Source organism: Gardnerella sp. KA01000 (assembly GCF_049244035.1).
Lineage (GTDB): Bacteria > Actinomycetota > Actinomycetes > Actinomycetales > Bifidobacteriaceae > Bifidobacterium > Bifidobacterium leopoldii.
This window is the reverse complement of record NZ_CP058367.1, coordinates 1289757-1306441: the sequence shown is the minus strand read 5'-3', so window position 1 is coordinate 1306441 and position 16685 is coordinate 1289757. Positions and strand designations below refer to the sequence as shown.

General features: G+C 42.5%; 14 protein-coding genes and 3 tRNA genes. 14 read left to right on the top strand and 3 right to left on the bottom strand.

Going from position 1 to position 16685, the window contains the following annotated elements:
- The first annotated feature begins 141 nt into the window (after positions 1-141).
- From HXT58_RS05045 to HXT58_RS05035, 3 genes are read left to right on the top strand one after another with little or no spacing between them, the layout of a single operon-like run.
- Entirely contained in the window at positions 142-1482 is a 1341-nt protein-coding gene (locus tag HXT58_RS05045; RefSeq protein WP_004574107.1) for an FHA domain-containing protein, read from the top strand.
- A 17-nt stretch (positions 1483-1499) separates the two neighbouring features.
- A complete protein-coding gene (locus HXT58_RS05040) occupies positions 1500-5258 on the top strand; it encodes a hypothetical protein (protein WP_004574106.1) in 3759 nt (1252 codons plus the stop codon).
- Positions 5255-5458: a hypothetical protein gene (locus HXT58_RS05035; RefSeq protein WP_004105564.1), complete on the top strand. Its 204-nt coding sequence runs from the start codon at positions 5255-5257 to the stop codon at positions 5456-5458. The genes HXT58_RS05040 and HXT58_RS05035 overlap by 4 nt, the downstream gene beginning before the upstream one ends.
- A 121-nt stretch (positions 5459-5579) precedes the next feature.
- On the opposite strand, the gene HXT58_RS05030 is transcribed toward HXT58_RS05035, so the two are convergent.
- Entirely contained in the window at positions 5580-6359 is a 780-nt protein-coding gene (locus HXT58_RS05030; protein WP_004105562.1) for an SAF domain-containing protein, read from the bottom strand.
- Positions 6360-6471: 112 nt separating this feature from the next.
- Positions 6472-6648, bottom strand: a complete 177-nt coding sequence (locus tag HXT58_RS05025; protein ID WP_004574103.1) for an FmdB family zinc ribbon protein — start codon at positions 6646-6648, stop codon at positions 6472-6474.
- A 426-nt stretch (positions 6649-7074) separates the two neighbouring features.
- On the opposite strand from HXT58_RS05025, the gene HXT58_RS05020 reads away from it, so the two are divergent.
- From HXT58_RS05020 to fdxA, 10 genes are all read left to right on the top strand, one after another.
- On the top strand, positions 7075-8040 hold the full coding sequence (locus tag HXT58_RS05020) for a hypothetical protein (RefSeq protein ID WP_415705801.1): 966 nt from the start codon (positions 7075-7077) through the stop codon (positions 8038-8040).
- A gap of 173 nt (positions 8041-8213) precedes the next feature.
- Entirely contained in the window at positions 8214-8507 is a 294-nt protein-coding gene (groES, locus tag HXT58_RS05015) for a co-chaperone GroES (protein WP_004114319.1), read from the top strand.
- Between the two features lie 298 nt (positions 8508-8805).
- On the top strand, positions 8806-9903 hold the full coding sequence (gene hisC / locus HXT58_RS05010; protein WP_415705802.1) for a histidinol-phosphate transaminase: 1098 nt from the start codon (positions 8806-8808) through the stop codon (positions 9901-9903).
- A 111-nt stretch (positions 9904-10014) separates the two neighbouring features.
- Positions 10015-10096, top strand: a tRNA-Tyr gene (locus tag HXT58_RS05005).
- A 1-nt stretch (position 10097) separates the two neighbouring features.
- Positions 10098-10169, top strand: a tRNA-Thr gene (locus HXT58_RS05000).
- Positions 10170-10173: 4 nt separating this feature from the next.
- A tRNA-Met gene (locus tag HXT58_RS04995) sits at positions 10174-10247 on the top strand.
- A gap of 53 nt (positions 10248-10300) precedes the next feature.
- A complete protein-coding gene (rpmG, locus tag HXT58_RS04990) occupies positions 10301-10471 on the top strand; it encodes a 50S ribosomal protein L33 (RefSeq protein ID WP_004105548.1) in 171 nt (56 codons plus the stop codon).
- 124 nt (positions 10472-10595) lie between these two features.
- Positions 10596-11867: an FAD-binding protein gene (locus HXT58_RS04985; RefSeq protein WP_101885880.1), complete on the top strand. Its 1272-nt coding sequence runs from the start codon at positions 10596-10598 to the stop codon at positions 11865-11867.
- 290 nt (positions 11868-12157) lie between these two features.
- On the top strand, positions 12158-13789 hold the full coding sequence (locus HXT58_RS04980; protein WP_064340729.1) for an APC family permease: 1632 nt from the start codon (positions 12158-12160) through the stop codon (positions 13787-13789).
- Positions 13790-13912: 123 nt separating this feature from the next.
- Positions 13913-14245: a ferredoxin gene (gene fdxA, locus HXT58_RS04975; RefSeq protein ID WP_004105541.1), complete on the top strand. Its 333-nt coding sequence runs from the start codon at positions 13913-13915 to the stop codon at positions 14243-14245.
- Positions 14246-14280: 35 nt separating this feature from the next.
- Here fdxA and dinB read toward each other — a convergent pair whose 3' ends face one another.
- Positions 14281-15591 carry a DNA polymerase IV gene (gene dinB / locus HXT58_RS04970; RefSeq protein ID WP_415705804.1) on the bottom strand — a complete coding sequence of 437 codons (1311 nt, stop codon included), beginning with the start codon at positions 15589-15591 and terminating at the stop codon, positions 14281-14283.
- A 109-nt stretch (positions 15592-15700) separates the two neighbouring features.
- Between dinB and HXT58_RS04965 the strand changes: the two genes are divergently transcribed.
- Positions 15701-16633 (top strand): EamA family transporter, encoded by a 933-nt coding sequence (locus HXT58_RS04965; RefSeq protein WP_004105538.1) that lies wholly within the window; start codon positions 15701-15703, stop codon positions 16631-16633.
- Positions 16634-16685 lie beyond the last annotated feature (52 nt).

Here is a 16685-nt window from a genome sequence, read left to right as displayed (position 1 = left end):
GCAATATCGCAAGTTTCGAGGCTCGGGAGTTTCTTCCGAGCCTTTTGTTATTTTTATGCTTAAAATCAACAAATACTAGCGCAATATACACAAAGCATGACACAATAGTAGGTAGTATGTTTTTTGAAGGGAGCAGATCACGTGAGTGAGCGACAAACCGTGCAGCGCTGGATGATTACAGTTGGTGGTGTCGAGCAGGCACGTGTGGGTGCAGGTCAGTCTGTAGAGATTGGTCGAAAGCCTATACGCCCGTTGCGTGAAGATGGTTTCGCGCGCGTCGACATAGTAGATAACAAACGTTCTATGTCAAAGAGGCATGCGCTGCTAATTGTAGACATGCGAGGCGTGGCAACAATACGAGATTTGCATTCAACTAACGGTACGTATTTAGTCAGCGAAAATGGTGATTTGCTGCGTCTAGAGCCTGATGTTGATTTTCAGCTTCCAGATAACTTAATGCGCATGCAATTCGGTGATGTTCCTGTTGATTTTGTGCGTGTAGAAGAAGAATCTGCTGAAGTTGAAAAAGATAACGCAGTGCGTAATCTGTTCTCTTATGCTACAGATGAATCGCATGATGAGCCTGCAGCTTCAGATTTATCGGTAGACCAAATTCTTGATTTGCGCGCTGGTGAGCCAACAGGTGTTTTCCATGCTCAATCAGTTTCGCATCCTGGGTTGTCTTGGAAACAAGGCATGCAAAATCAAACTCAGCTCAATGATGATTCGCAAACAGATGTTGCTCCAATCAATCATGATGTAACTTTGCCTGTTATGCGAGAGCAGCAGGAGGCTCCTGTAGAGCCGCGTAATTTATTTGCAGATGCGCAAGCAATTCAGCAAGAAAGTGCGACTAAAGAAGAACCTTCTCAACAAGATTCTGTGGTTTCTGCAGTTGATTCGGTTTCTGCAGTTGATCAAGCTGATTCGGTTGCTCAGGTTTCTTCGGTTACGCCAGTTAATTCGGAAACAAATGTATTGCAAAACGAAAGTTCTCAAGAATTTCCAGTATCTCCATTAAATTCAACTGAAACTTTTGCTGAAAATATTGTCAATACTTCAGCTTTTAATAGTGCAAATACAGGTTCTAATAATCTCGATATTAACAGTTTTGGCTCTACAAATCTCGGTACTACAAGTCTCGACTCTAATAATCTCGATATTAACAATTCTGATGCGGAGTACACACCTGCATTTGAGCCAGGCTCCGTATTTGAAAAAGTATCAAAAGGCGAATTTGACTCTCAAGAAAATGTAGTGGAAGCCGGCGGATTCACGTCAAAAGAAGCTGAAGAAAGTAGTGATTTTTCAAAGCAATTTGAGATGGCGCAATATTCGCAGTTGCTTCCGTTCTTGGCTGCAAACACTGGGTTATACGATGACTTATACGCGTGGCTCGCAGCTCAAGGTAATTCTGAAGTAGATGCTGCACTAGCTAGAAACAGCGGTTATAGTGCATATCGCAAAGCTATTGAACAGTAAGCAAGTAGGGTGGGAATATGAGTGATACAAACAACGTGGAGCAGGATTCGTCAGAGCAAGTTTTTACTGATGCAGTAGTTGAAAATACTACGTCAGAGGATGGTTCTTTAGAAAAATCTGGCTCTAATAATACGAACAGCGCTCGTACTAACGCTTTACAACATATAGTTGAGTGGAAGCAGCAATATCAGGCTCAGCTATCTCCTTCTCCACTAGAAGATATAACGCAACTTGCTGCTCAATTAGAGTTGACGCATGCTCATCCTTCCGGAATTGCGCAACTTTTTGCAAGCGGAAAAGTAACATTAAAATCTTTATTCCGGGACGCTGGAATGTTGCGAGCTGCTGGGCGAAGGCTAGATCGAGTTTTTGAAGATAGAGACGCAAAAGCGCACGAAAGTGGTGTTTCCGAGCTTTCTTTAATAGTCGGTGTTGCATCGTGGAATGGCAACCATGTGCCTGTTCTTACGTATCCTGTGAAAGTTGTTCGTGACACTAATCAAGATGAAACCTCCGCCACTATTTATTTCTCTGGAAGTGTTGGGCTGAACAATTCGCTTGTGTCGCGTTTAAGTGAGCGTGGTGTTCAACTTAGGGAAGATGTTTTATTCGACGGATCTCAATATGAAAGTGGAACGCCAGAAACTTCTGTAGTGTTTGATGCTATTTGTAAGCAAGCTCGCTCAGCTTTTCCAGATTTTGATATTGAGCGCGATATTATACTTGGCTGCTTCACAGATGCTGGTTCGCGTTTCGTAGCAGAAAGTGAACAAATTATTAACGCTTTGCAATCTGGCAATGTTGGGAATGCAATGATTGACGCTATGGCTGGCGATGATCGAGCTATTCATAAGCTTCAGTCTGCAAATAAGCCAGAATATAGTCCTTTCGACGCAGATCCTCATAGCGAATGCGAAGTTGGTGAAGTAGATAACGTTGTGCGTTATGCAGCGGAGCTTGTTGCTTCTGGAAACTCTCTGTTCGTGGATATTGATTCGGGATCGGATTCAGCTGCGATTGCTGCTGCGATTGCTTCTCGTTCTGTGATTGCAGGACGTTCTGTGTTGTATGTGCCTAATGTTGTTGAACAGCAGAGGCGTTTCCGTTACACGTTGAATACGCATGAAATTTCCTCATTAGCATTAGACGTTGCGGATGGTCATATTGCTAAGCATGTCGATGCGCAGTTGATTGCAGCAGTTGGCGCTAGACATAGTATTGCGACTTCACGATTTGAGCAGGTTGCAGATGAGTTGGTTGGAGTGCGTTCTCGCCTTACTCGTTATTTAGGTGATCTTCATGGTATCAACGAAACTTGGGGAGTATCTGCATATCAAACAATCCAGAATCTTGCAGCAATTGCAATGTTCCCAACCCATCCGTCTACGCATGTGCGTTTAGATGTTGCCGCAGCGCACGCTATGACCGGTCATATTGAGGAGTGGTCGAAGAAATTCCACCAAGCCGATGAACTTGGAGAGTTTAGGATAAATCCTGAAGATACTCCTTGGTTTGGCGCGTCGATATTTGACGAAAATGAAGCTATATCTGTATATCAGCGTGTTGTAGACGTGCTTCTTAAGCTTCTTCCAGCAACTCGAGAACAAGTTAAAAGCACTGTGCAAAGCTGTGGTTTCCCTGTGCCAACAACAGCTCGTGAGTGGAGTCGTCAAGTTACAGTTCTCAAAAATTTGCGACGTGTACTTGACGTATTCCAGCCTGAAATTTTTGAGCGCGATTTAGATGCAATGATTGAAGCGAGTAAGCCGAAAGCTCAGCGTAAAGCCGAAGGCACAATTATGGGCTTCTGGGAACGTAGACATCATGTTCGAGAAGCGCGCAGCTTGCTAAGAGTTGGAGCTAAAGTCGATGATTTGCATGAGGCATTAAAGATTGTTGCGCAGCAAGCAGCTCAGTGGCGTACTTTCGTGCCTCACGGCGGATGGCCTGTTTTGCCGCCAAAATTGGATGATATTGTAAATACTCAAGAATTATTAGCAAGGCATTTAGTTGCTCTTGATGCAGTGTTAGCAACAACTCTTAAGGGCGCAGATCTTGAAAATATTGAATTTGCGCAGCTCGAAGCTCGTTTGCAAGATTTACATGACGACAGAGCATCTCTAGATACTCTCCCTGGTCGTTGCAATTTGGAACGCGAGTTCAGCAAAGCGGGCTTATCTGATTTAGTCAGCGATTTGCGTCGTCGCAACGTTACAGGTAATGCAATTGACGGTGAGTTGCAATTAGCTTGGTGGACTACTGTTTTTGAAGATATCGTTAATTCTTCTGCAATTATTTCTCACCAAGATGGCTCAGCAATGCAAGATGCTTCTGATCGATTCGTGCAAGTTGATACAGAACATGTGCGTTCAATCGGTCCAATGGTTCAGCAAGAAGCTATGAGGCATTTGTGTGATTTATTGTTCTCGCATACGCAAGAAGCTAATCAGTTACATACTATGCTTGCCGGAAACCGTTCTGGAATTACTTTTAATAAATTATTGCGCAATTATGCGGAACTTGTTTTGGCTGCGAAACCAATACTTGTAGCTATGCCATCTACTCTTACTATGATGACTCCATTGAGACCTATTGCAGATACTGTAATAATTGATTCGGCATCTCATATATCAAATATTGAGTTGCTATCTATTTTGTCTCGTGCTCATCAAGTAGTAGTTTTAGCACATAAGCAAACAATAAGTTCTGAAAGCTTGCGTTCGCTTATTTCATTACTCCCATCTGTAACAGTAGTTTCTAGAGCAACAAGGCGCTCGCTTCGTTTAGCGCGATTCTTGGAAGAACATGGTTACGGAAAGTTGCGTCACGACGTTCCTGTTGAGCGTTTGCAAGGCAAAGTTCGTTTGCATCAAATTGAAGCAACTGGAGTTCCAGTAATGTCTTCTGGGCTTATTGAAAGCAGCCAGCGTGAAATTGATGAAGTAGTTGAGCTTATTCGTCAGCGCGCAAATACGTTTACGGTTGTTCCTTCAAGCTATGTGCTTGTCGTAGTTACGTTGACAAACGTGTTCCGTAGTCGTTTGGGAGCGGAGTTGAAGTCTTTGTCTATTAAAGACGAAAACATGGCTAGATTCTTGCGACATGTGAGACTTTTGGGCGTTAATGAAGCTTCTGGAGCAATAGCAACAGATGTAATTATGTCGCTTTGCTATGCAAAGACATCTCATGGCAGACTTCTTCAGCAGTTTGGATTGCTTGAAGAAGAAGGTGGAAGCAGTATGCTTCTTGACGCTTTGGCTCTAGCTCGTCGTCATCTAGATATTGTTAGTGCGTTTACATCTAAAGATATGGAAGATGAGCGTTTGCACCAAGATGGTCCAAAGCTTTTGAAGAGTCTTTTGCAATGGGCTGAGAAGTTAAGTGATAAGCCGCTTCGTCCAGAAGATGCTAACGATGTTGAAGCGCAAATTGCTGCAGAAGCTGCGCAAAGGAATGTGCTATTTACTGATTTAGCTGAGCGTATTCGCTCGCGTGGATTAAAAGTTGCAGTCAACTATGGCTTCGATAATGGCGTTAGAATTCCTCTAGTAGTTGGACTTGCGGATAAGCCATTTGCTGTTGCTGTGCTTACGGATGATGCGCAATTTATGAGCGTGCAATCAACTCGTGAACGTCATCGCATGATTATTCAGGATTTGGAATCCTTGGGCTGGTCAGTTATGACAGTGTGGAGTGTTGGAGCTTTTGTCAATCCTGAAAAAGAGGTTGATCGTGTTGTTTCTCGTCTCGGGGAATTGTATGGTGACAACGAATGAGTAAATACGATCCCAATAGAAGATCTCCCCGCAGGTCGGTTAGGGTTGTTCGTGAAGGCTCAGAGCTTTTTGATGCAGATGGCGTTAAACTCGAGCCTTCTGACGAGCTTACTTTGCAACAGCGCAATCAAGACGACGATAATCGCATTTTAAGCGAATTGCCGCCTCACTGGGCTGTATTTTCCGAGCGTATGAGTTGAGCTTGAAATACGCGAGAAGTAGCAGAATGATTTATTCTTGTTGCTGACTGGCTATTATCGCTAATTGCTAGTAATTACCGCTGATTTCTACTAATCGTGTACGTATTCCATGACGGCAATCTCATTGTGACAATTTCATGGCAATAATTGCCAAAGAGGGGTTTGCAGACTGAGCTTGTAATAATCGCAACGCATCTGCAGCAGGCATAGCAAGAGTGGTAGTATTCTGCTGATTTTGTGAAGCTTGAGTGCTTTGAGTTATTTGCATTACCATAACATTATGAACTACGCTAACATAGCGTTCGTCAATTTCTGCAATATTGTTTTCTTCAATATCGTGGTTTTTGTTTTTATCGTTATTTGTCACAGTGTTGCTTTTGGATTTTTCGCTGTTGTGGATTTCTGCATTTTGAGAGTTAGAAATTTCTTCATCTTGCACAGGCTTGCTAAAAGCTAAATCGATTTTTTCGCCAGGAAGCAGTGTGTGATCTGCACTAGCTAAATGAATGGTAATAGAAGTGAATCCTTTTGGAATGCGCGGAATTTTACTTAATAGTGTTTGCAAAATTGGCATGCCTTTACGTATTTCACATGTTGCAACAATAGAAGCATTCGCGCTTATATTATTGGATAGCGCTTGATTAAATACTTTATGCTTAGGCACTCGAACGTATGCAATATCGTTTACGCTAACGCGTGAACCTTGCTGAATATTGTGTTTAGCTACTGCTATGACTTGAGTCTCTTGTGAATCAATAATAGTTGACACAACGAGTAAAGCCATCATTCCAGCACATAGCACAATAATGATTTTCCGCACGAAAGCGCGTTGCCTTCGCTGCAATAACGCACTATTTTTTGCGTTATTTTGAGATTTAAATAAAGAAAAATTTATGCTCATACTTGCATTTTGAAATATAAAAAATGCAAGAGCAAGAAAAATTGCGCACTGTGGATAAAACCTATTAGCGCGCAATATTTAAACAATAATTAATATTTATAATTTTACAAAATCATTTATCGGTTCGATAAAAGCCTTTGCCTTTAAAGTTGATTGGAGGAGCGGAGTACACTTTGTGCACTGCATCTTTCCCGCACTGAGGGCAAATGGTAATAGGGTCATCTGAAAATGATTGATGTTCTGAAAAATCGTATCCGCATTGCTTGCAACGATAATGATAAGTAGGCAAAAGTCCCTCCGAAGTTACACGAGCACGTAAGTAGAAACTTACTGTTCCTCCACATATCCTAGTACATACTATGACAGTTATTATAGGTGTTAAATTTGCTTAGTGAATGATTGCGGCACAGCATATTGTGTGATGGCGCGTGCAATAATCCCACATTTTGGCGACACGCCGAAATGTTTATGTTGCTACACATCCTATGACTTCCTTATATTAATAGTTATGGGTTATGAATCGGTGAGTGCGGTACTCGTATTAGTCATCCTCGTAGCCTTATGGTTCGGGTGGTTGCCTAAACGCACGGTTAACGGCATGAAGTCTATGCTTGAACATCGCGAGGATAGGTTTTCACCAACACTTCATCTTGTAGGTGAGTGGAGTACTGCGCGTATTTGCGACGGTACTAGTATGTTGGCAAAAGGGGCTTGTATGCAACCGACACAACAAAAACGAACATTAACTCCTGAATATATTGCGCGCATTCGCGCTGCTAGGCGTGCTGCGATACGCCGTCGTTGTGTGTTGGTAGTTGCGCTTGCTGTCTTGACTTTTGTCGTATTCTTAGCAGGATGCTCTGGTATATTTTCTCCAGTTTTTGCTCTTATTCCTGGAGCTATGTTGGCAGTAGTGCTTTATTTTGGAGCTCGTGCTTCTAAGCATGCTCGTGCTTGGGAGGCGCGTATTGCAACAATGCGCGCTGCTTCGAAACGCAAAGCTGAGGATGAATTATGTGAACGCCGCAATAGTGCTGTTATACGTCAGTTGAAAGATTATTCTTCTGCATCTGATTCTGATTTTAATGGAGAAATCAACAGTAGTGATGCGATTTCCCAAAACGACAGTGCTGAGTATTCTGTATCTCAGACTGTAGTGCCTGTTCGAAATGGCGCATCTCGTGACAATACTGAAACTTCGGTTATGGAGCAGAGCGAAATTCGTGTTGCGTTACATCGTGCGGAGCAAGAGCGCAATGCAGCGTTGCGTGAGCGTTCGTATAAAGAAGAATCTGAATCTAAAGAATCTAATATCGTTGAAGCGGAAAATAAAGACGCATACGATTCTTCTAACGCTTCTGTGGTTTCGGAGCAAAACTATCAGTCTAATCAAGATTTAATTTCGTTCTCGCTTGATTCACAAACTAAGTCTGATTCAAGTAATGCTAATTTGGCATCTCGTACTCCAGAAAGTTTGGAAATTAAATCAACTAAGCAAGTAGTTAAAGCTGTACCAGTTGCTAACGCTGATAGTGCTGCTGCCGCTACTAATTTTGTTGCTGCAAACTCTTCTCAGTTCCACGAAAAAGAAAAAGTAAGCGAAGTGGATGCTCCAGAAAGTTCTGAAGACTCACTTGGTGTGGCAAATTTGCATGATGTTCTTGCTCGTCGCAATGCCTGATTTAAGAGTTTTCTAAAAATTTTCTTAAAAGATTAGCACTCGAGTTGTTAGAGTGCTAAATTCGCGCTATTATGAGGCACAGAGCGTAAGTGCGGTTGCGGACGTGATCGTCAGCCTCGTCGGATTGTTTCTTGCGTACGAAATTAATATCTCTTATGAAAGGGGTGGCAACAGTGTCGATTAAGCTCACACCGTTGGAGGATAAGATTATTGTTAAGCAAGCTCAAGCGGAAACTCAGACTGCTTCTGGCTTGTATATTCCAGATAATGCCAAGGAAAAGCCACAGCAGGGTGAAGTTCTTGCCGTAGGTCCTGGTCGTCGTGACGATAAGGGCGAGCGCATTCCTATGGATGTTAAGGTTGGAGACAAGGTTCTTTATTCCAAGTACGGCGGAACTGAAGTGCATTACGAAGGTGAGGACTACTTAATCGTGTCTTCTCGTGATGTGCTTGCGATTCTTGGCTAGTATTTAGCCGGTTGAAACAATAAAACTTACGCTGGAAATGACGGAAACGTTATTCCCAGCGTTTTTTATTGCGGTACGTAAGAATGTGCCGTGAAATATTTGGATAGCTGGCAGAAACTTTACGCGGTTGTAAGGTTTTGGTTGGATTTTGGCTTGGAAACGGCAGAAAGTTTACATGGCTGTAAAGTTTTGGTCGGATTAAGGCGATAAAGCGGCAGTTTCTTTACATGCTTGCGCAATTTTAGTCGGATTTTCGCTATTGCACAGTTAAGGTATGTGTAGAGTATGATGGAGAAGTATGACATACAAACACCGCAATATTGTAGATACAATTCCTAGCTACAAGCAGGGTAAGCCAGCTCCTAAATTGGACGGCATTCGTGCGTATAAGATTTCTAGTAACGAAAATCCTTATGAGCCTTTGCAAAGCGTAAAAGAAGCAATCTCAAATCGCGCGCTTAATGTAATAAACCGTTATCCTAATATGCGTGGCACAGAAGTTGTTGAAGAACTTGCTAAGCGTTTTGGTGTGACTGCAGACGAAGTAGTGCTTGGTTGCGGCTCTACGGAAGTTATTACGCAGCTTGTTGACTTGGTTGCAGGTCCGGGAGATGAGGTCATATATCCTTGGAGAAGCTTTGAAGCTTACCCGATTATTGTAACGGGAGCTGGTGCTACAAGCGTTCAGATTCCTAATCGTGCCGATGGTTCTCACGATGTTGACGCTATGATTGCAGCTATTAACGATCGCACGCGTTTGATTATTTTGAATAATCCTAATAATCCAACTTCTGCTTCACTTAGCGAGAAGGAAGCTCGCAAGGTGTTAGATGCTGTGCCAAGCGACGTTCTTGTACTTATTGACGAAGCTTATGTGCAGTTTAACACAGCAAAAGGCACTGCAAATGGCATAAAGCTGTACCATGAGTATCTAAATGTAGTTGTTGCTCAAACGTTCTCCAAGGCTTATGGATTGGCAGGTTTGCGCATTGGTTATGGTATTGCTCCGGCTGAAGTCGTAGAGGGTATGCGTAAAGTTGCTGTGCCATTTGGAGTGTCTCAAATAGCGCAGGTCGCAGCTTTGGCTTCTTTGGAAGATGACGCAAGCAAGGAGATGAGTACTCGTGTTGCATCTCTTGTTGCTGAGCGCGAGCGCATTGTTGAAGCTTTACGCGAGCAAGGCTGGAATATTGAGGATGCGTACGCAAACTTCTTCTGGATGCCATTTGGGGCAGATACTGAGAAAGTAACAGAACATTTTATTGCTGCAGGATTGTCTGTTCGCGCTTTTGCTGGTGAAGGTATTCGCATTAGTATCGGCGAGCGCGAGGCTAATGACAGAGTTTTGACAGTTTGCGAAAATTTAAAAAAAGAGGGTTTTTCGCTAAATAACTAGCTTTTTTGCATAAAAGTTTTGCTTTCGGCGTGTCTTAATCTTGCATTAGTCGCGATTTCGTGGCAAAATAACAAAGTTGCCGTTTGAAGTTCACTTCTTACGGAGACTGCTGGCGGGTTTCCCAAGTGGTCAAAGGGAGCTGACTGTAAATCAGCCGCTTCGTGCTTCAGTGGTTCGAATCCACTACCCGCCACGCCTCGATAGCTCAGTGGTAGAGCACTTCCTTGGTAAGGAAGAGGTCGTGAGTCCGATTCTCACTCGAGGCTCTCTGGCGGGGTAGCTCAGCTGGCTAGAGCGTACGACTCATAATCGTAAGGTCAAGAGTTCGAGTCTCTTCCTCGCTACAACGGCCAGTAGGAGACTGGCTGGCCAATAATGAATTGTAGAGGTGAACGAAATGGCAAGCAAGAGCGCCGACATCCGTCCGGGCATTACGATGGCATGCACGGAGTGCAAAGAGCGTAATTACATCACGACGAAGAATCGTCGCAATACGCCTGATCGTCTTGAGTTGAACAAGTTCTGCCCACGCTGCGGCAAGCATACGCTTCATCGCGAGACTCGCTGAATTTTCAGCTTCCTGCGCTCACGATTTCGGCTTGTTTAAGCTTGTTGCTAGTTGCGCAGATTTTATTCTTATTACCCCGCTTAATGCGGGGTTTTTGTTATTTATTGCTGTTAATATTTAAACCATGAGTATGCAAGCATCTTTAGTAAATAATCCATCATTTGCAGATATAACAACTGTTGGCGTAGGTGGCAAAATTGCGCGTTTTATAGAGCCAAAAAGTCGCGTTGCTGTTATTGAAGCGGTAGAAGATGCTGATGAAGCTGGTTTGCCTTTATGTGTTATCGGTGGCGGCTCTAATATGCTTGTTAGCGATGAGGATTTCAACGGCGTTGTTGTGCGAGATGCTAGACGTGATATTCATGTGCTTGATGAAGCAGCACCTTCAGAAGATGGCATTGATTTGCAAAGTGGTGCTCATTTAGTGCATATCAATGCTGAAGCTGGTTGTAATTGGGATGATTTTGTTTCACATACGATTTCTCTTGGCTTAGAGGGTGTAGAAGGTCTTTCTGGCATACCTGGCACTGTTGGGGCTTCTGTTGTACAAAATATTGGCGCTTATGGTCAAGAAGTATCTCAAAGTGTTACTTCCGTAGAAGTTTGGGATCGCGAAACAAAATCAACTATGGAGTTGCAAAAGGATGCTTTAAATTTTGGGTATCGCACTTCATTGCTTAAAAAAAGCATGTACTCTTCAGTAGGAGTCCCTGCGGACTCGTATTTTCCCACTCCTCGTTACGTTGTACTGTCTGTTACTTTTTGTTTGAAGCATAATTCAACCGGCGTTGTTTCTCATTCGCAATTAGCTAATGCTTTGCACGTAGAATTAGGCGAGCGCATGCAAACAGCAGCAATACGTCGTGAAGTTTTGCGCGTTCGTGCTTCTAAAGGCATGCTTGAGGATGCTTCTCGTTACGATAAGCTGTGGATGCGTGGTACAAAGTGTGCTGAAGGTGTTGAATTTGCTTTGCGATTGCAAAGTGAAGACTATGTTACTGGTGAATTTTTAGAGGGCGATAATATTTACAGTGATCGTCATAGTTGCGGTAGTTTCTTTATGAATCCAATACTTAGTACTAGTGAAGCCGATACTTTGCCAGAAGATGCTCCTAAATTTGATGCAATTATGCAAGATGGATCGCATGGTATAAAAACTTCTGCAGCTTGGCTTATTGACCATGCTGGATTCCATAAGGGTTTTAGGCTTATAGAAAATGGGAAACCTTCGCCTGCAGGTCTTTCTTCATTGCATACTTTGGCGCTTACCAATCGTAATAATGCTTCTTGTGACGACATTGCAAATTTGGCAAAAACTATTATCCGTGGTGTGCAAAGTAAGTTTGGTGTAACGCTTATTCCTGAACCTGTTGTAATAAATATTTCTATAAACTGAAAATTTTACGAATATAATATGTTTTATGCAGTAATATATAAGTTTATTGTTTAAATTTTCACAAATAATAAAGGAACACACGGTAAAACTACCGTGTAAGCAATGTTTTGTGTAATATTTACCTACATTATCTATATAAATTTTTTATTTAATTACATTTACAGGAATAAATAAAGAAAATTAAGTAGAAATTTTATATAGGTGAAGTCGCAACTGTTTCGCAAATTTATTAATTCGCTTCTGATTGCGGCATACCTTTATACCTATACCTCAACGAAAGTGCGTTTATTATGCAAATATGGAGAAAAAAGTCTGTTGAACAGACTATCGCTGAGACTATGGATGGTGAACGCCATCTTAAACGTACATTAAATGCTTGGGATTTGGCAGTTATGGGTGTTGCTGTCGCTGTTGGTGCCGGTATTTTCTCTGTCGGCGCTCAGGCTGCAGCATTCCATGCTGGTCCTGCTGTAATTATTAGCTTTATTATTGCAGGCATTGTATGCGGTTCTGCTGCAATGTGCTACGCAGAATTTGCTTCAATGATCCCAGTTGCTGGATCTGCTTATACGTTTACATATACTACAGTTGGTGAGCTTATTGCTTGGATTATTGGCTGGGATATGATCCTAGAAATGCTGATGGCTGGCTCAGTAATTGCAAAGTATTGGGGCGTTTATCTTAACGATTTAATGAAGCTTTTCGGTTTGAATATGACCACCAGTTTTAACGTAGGTGGTTTCACTATTGATGTTGCTCCAATTATAATCGTTGCATTCTTTACAACTATGCTTGTCCTTGGAACTAAGCTTTCTGCACGCTTTGACGGCGCTTTAACAATCTTGAAGATTGGTATCGTTCTGTTCGTGGTTGTTGTGGGCTTCTTCTACATTAAAGCTTCCAACTTTACGCCATTTGTGCCACCTGCAACTGACGCTGCAAGTGTAAAGGGAATAGAAGTCTCTGGGGTTATGGCACAGCCTTTGTGGCAGTGGGTAACAGGCATGCAGCCAGCTGTTTATGGCGTTCCAGGTATTCTTTCTGGTGCTGCACTCGTGTTCTTCGCGTTTATTGGTTTTGATGTTGTGGCAACCACAGCAGAAGAAACTAAGGATCCACACAAGAACATTCCACGAGGCATTGGTCTTGGATTGTTTATTGTTACTGTTCTTTACATCCTCGTCGCAGTTGTAACAACTGGTATGGTTTCCTATAAGGATTTGGCAAAGCAAGCCGCTCCTTCGCTTTCTACAAGCTTCGAACTTGTGGGTGCTACTTGGGCTGCAAAGATTATTTCCCTCGGTATTGTTATTGGTTTAACAACCGTTGTGATGGTGCTTTTGCTTGGTCTTACGCGCATTATCTTCGCTGTTAGCCGCGATGGTCTGCTCCCACGCAGCTTCTCTAAAGTGAGCAAGCGTGGTATTCCTGCAAGACTTCAGATTGTTGCTGGTATTGTTGTGGCAGTCGTTGCTTCCACTCTCGATATTGGCATTCTTTCCGACATGGTGAACATTGGTACGCTTTCTGCATTCCTGCTTGTTTCTGCTGGTGTGCCGATTATGCGTATGCGCAGACCAGATTTGCACCGTTCATTTAGCGTTCCTGGTAATCCATGGCTTCCGCTGTTTGCAGCACTTTCTACATTCTGGCTCATGCTTAACTTGTCTGTGCTTACGTGGATTCGTTTTGCAGTGTGGCTAGCAATTGGTTTTGCGGTGTACTTCGGTTACTCTTACCGCAATTCTTTGCTTGGCAGGCAGTTGCGTAAAGCTAAGCAGCTCGGTGTTCCGGTTGAAACTTTGTTTGCTCAAGATGCCGCTGCTGCAGCGAAGGTAGCTGAAGGAGAAACAGAGGAGCAGGCTCGTGCAGAAGTTCAAGCTGAGGCGTCTGCTGCGGCCTCGCAAAATAATCAAAATTAATAAATTATTTATTTAGCAAGAAGTCGGCATACGATTATATTCGCATGCCGACTTCTTGTGTTATAGACTTTTCAAAAATGTTCTATAATAGAAAAGTTGCATAAAAGCAGAAAGGAGGGCATTATGCCATATGTAATCGCAGAGCCTTGCGTTGATGTAAAAGATAAAGCGTGTGTAGATGAATGCCCTGTAGACTGCATTTATGAAGGTGATCGAACGCTTTATATTAACCCGAACGAGTGTGTGGATTGTGGAGCTTGCGAACCGGCTTGCCCAGTAGAAGCTATTTTTTATGAAGATGATTTGCCAGAAGGCTGGGAGTGGTATCGCGATGCTGCGGTTGATTATTTCGACAAGCTCGGAGATTTGGGAGGAGCTACAGATGCTGGAGCTTCCGGATGGGATGAAGCTCGCGTTGCAGCCTTGCCTCCGCGTTCAGATAAAGCAAGTAATTAATCATTTGAAAAAGTATTGTTTAATGTGGCGCGAGTTCATAATCCAATATGAGCTGCGTTGTTGCCGTATTTTTTGCGAACGGCATCTAAAGCGTGTTCTGCGTGACGCAATCTAGTATTTTTATTCATTGCGGACATGCTGTTTTGTGTAGGATTTTTAGATTCGCGAGTATTTTCCTCCAGAATATCGTTTAGAGAAGGCTGAAGTGAAACCTTATTTGTTGGCACAAGATTATTCGCTGTAACACCAGCTAAACGAACTGGGCTTAAAAGCTTTGTATTATTGCCTCCAAGAATGTAATTATGCACAATTGGATTAGCTTTAGAAAGCAAAACAACGACATGCTCGTAAAACTCGTGTGTTGAATCAGTTGCGTTTTGCAAAGTAGAAGATCTAGTAACATAATGCAAGTCGCCAAAGCGTAGTTTTAACGTTATAGTGCGTGCCATAAGTTTTCTGTTTCGCAACTGTTGAGTTACTTCGCTGCAGCATTGCTGTAGTAATTGTTTAACAGCATTCTCGTCCGTGGTATCTGTATCAAGAGTTCGCTCACTTCCAATGGATTTTTCAGGGGTATGTGCAGTTACAGTGCGCTCGTCTATGCCCCTAACTGATTGATATATCATTCTTGCTAAGATTTGCGAACCTGTTATGCGAGTAAGCGTTGCTTCGTCAACATTTTTAAGCGACGTAACAGTAGATAAGCCCCAATCCTCAAGCTTATGTATTAAAGATGAGCCAATTCCTGGTATTGCGCGCAATGGCATTATTGATACAAAATCTTCATTGCATTTTTGCGGAATAAGAAGCATTCCATTAGGTTTTGCATTAGTGGAAGCCATTTTTGCAATAAGTTTATTGTTAGCAATACCAACTGAACATGTGATATGATACTTTTCAAATACTTCTTTTCGTACCCAAGTTCCAATATTTACAGGCGATTTCCACTGTAATAAAGCCGATTTAACATTCATATAGCATTCGTCAACAGAAACTTTTTCAACTTGATTAGTAATATGCAAAAAAATATTTTCAAAAATACTTTTGGAAACGCTTGAATAATAAGGAATGTCAACTGGCAAGAAAACTCCTTGTGGACAAAGATTTCTAGCTTTAACAACGGGCATAGCGGAATTAACGCCGTAAGCGCGCGCTTCGTAACTTGCTGCAGAAACAACAGCACGATTGCCTGTGCCAATAATAAGCGGCTTTCCTTTAAGCTCCGGATGTCTTGCAACTTCTAAAGAAGCATAAAATGCATCCATGTCGACGTGAAGTATGTTACAACCTGAGGTGTCGTGCCCCCAATCACGTTTCGCTGCTTGTACTCTCGGTGCTGTACTCATAAGTTTATAATAGAACAAACGTTCGATTTCATGGAAAAAATTTGTGGATTAAACTAATGTTTTTGTAAAAAAGCGTATGTCGGATCAATATTCATGTAGGGTTGTTGCTATGAAGCAATTTGTCGTCAATCTTTTACATCGCATGCCTGTGCTGCTTATTATCGTCATTGAGGCTTCAATGGTGTATACAGCAACTTCTGTTGCAAAAGTAGCTTTTAGCCAATTGGATCCTCTGTATGCAGTGTGGTATCGAGTAGGATTTATGACATTGTTGCTTTTGGCTTGGAGAAGACCATTTTCTCGCAGCAAACGTAGTCTTTTACCAAAAACGCTACGAGAATGGGGGATTGTTGCAGCTGTTGGCGTGTCGTTAGTTGCTATGAACACTATGTTCTATGTTGCTATTAGTTGCATGGCTGTTGGCGTTGCGGTAACCATAGAATTCATAGGCCCCTTGCTTGTAGCTGTTATTACAGGTCATGAATGGCGAGAGCGTGTGGGAATTGTGATTGCTGTTTGTGGCATTATGCTGTTAGCTAGTGCTTCTATACATAGTTCAGTAAGCCCACATTTTCTAATTGGGTTATTCGCCATTCTTGTTGGCGGTTCAATGTGGGGTCTATATATTGTTTCAGGTCGCATGTTGGCAAAAAGTTCACACGCTATTGATCGTGTAAGTGTTGCAGCTCTTATTGGTTGGCTGCTGCAGTCTGTTGTTCTTGCTGTTCCTGCAGTGCAGCATGTTATTTCGCCTAAACCAGAAGCTACTTGGGCTGCTCGCCCTGGTGGTTCTTTTGCTTTACTTGCGTTAATGTTGGTTATTGCAATATGCGCTTCTTTCTTCCCAACTTTGCTTGATCAGGTTTTATTGAAACGTGTTACTTCTGCAAAATACTCTGTTATGCAAGCGTTGTATCCTGCGATCGCGGTTATTATTGGAATGGGATTTGGTGAAATTCCAACATTGACTGATATTGCAGGAATAATTCTTGTTATGTTTGCTGTAGTCGTAACGTTTTCTGGAGATCATAATCCTGTGTAGCACTGGATATTGTTATATTAATGTTATCTTAAAGTGTGTCGCCAAGCTTGTT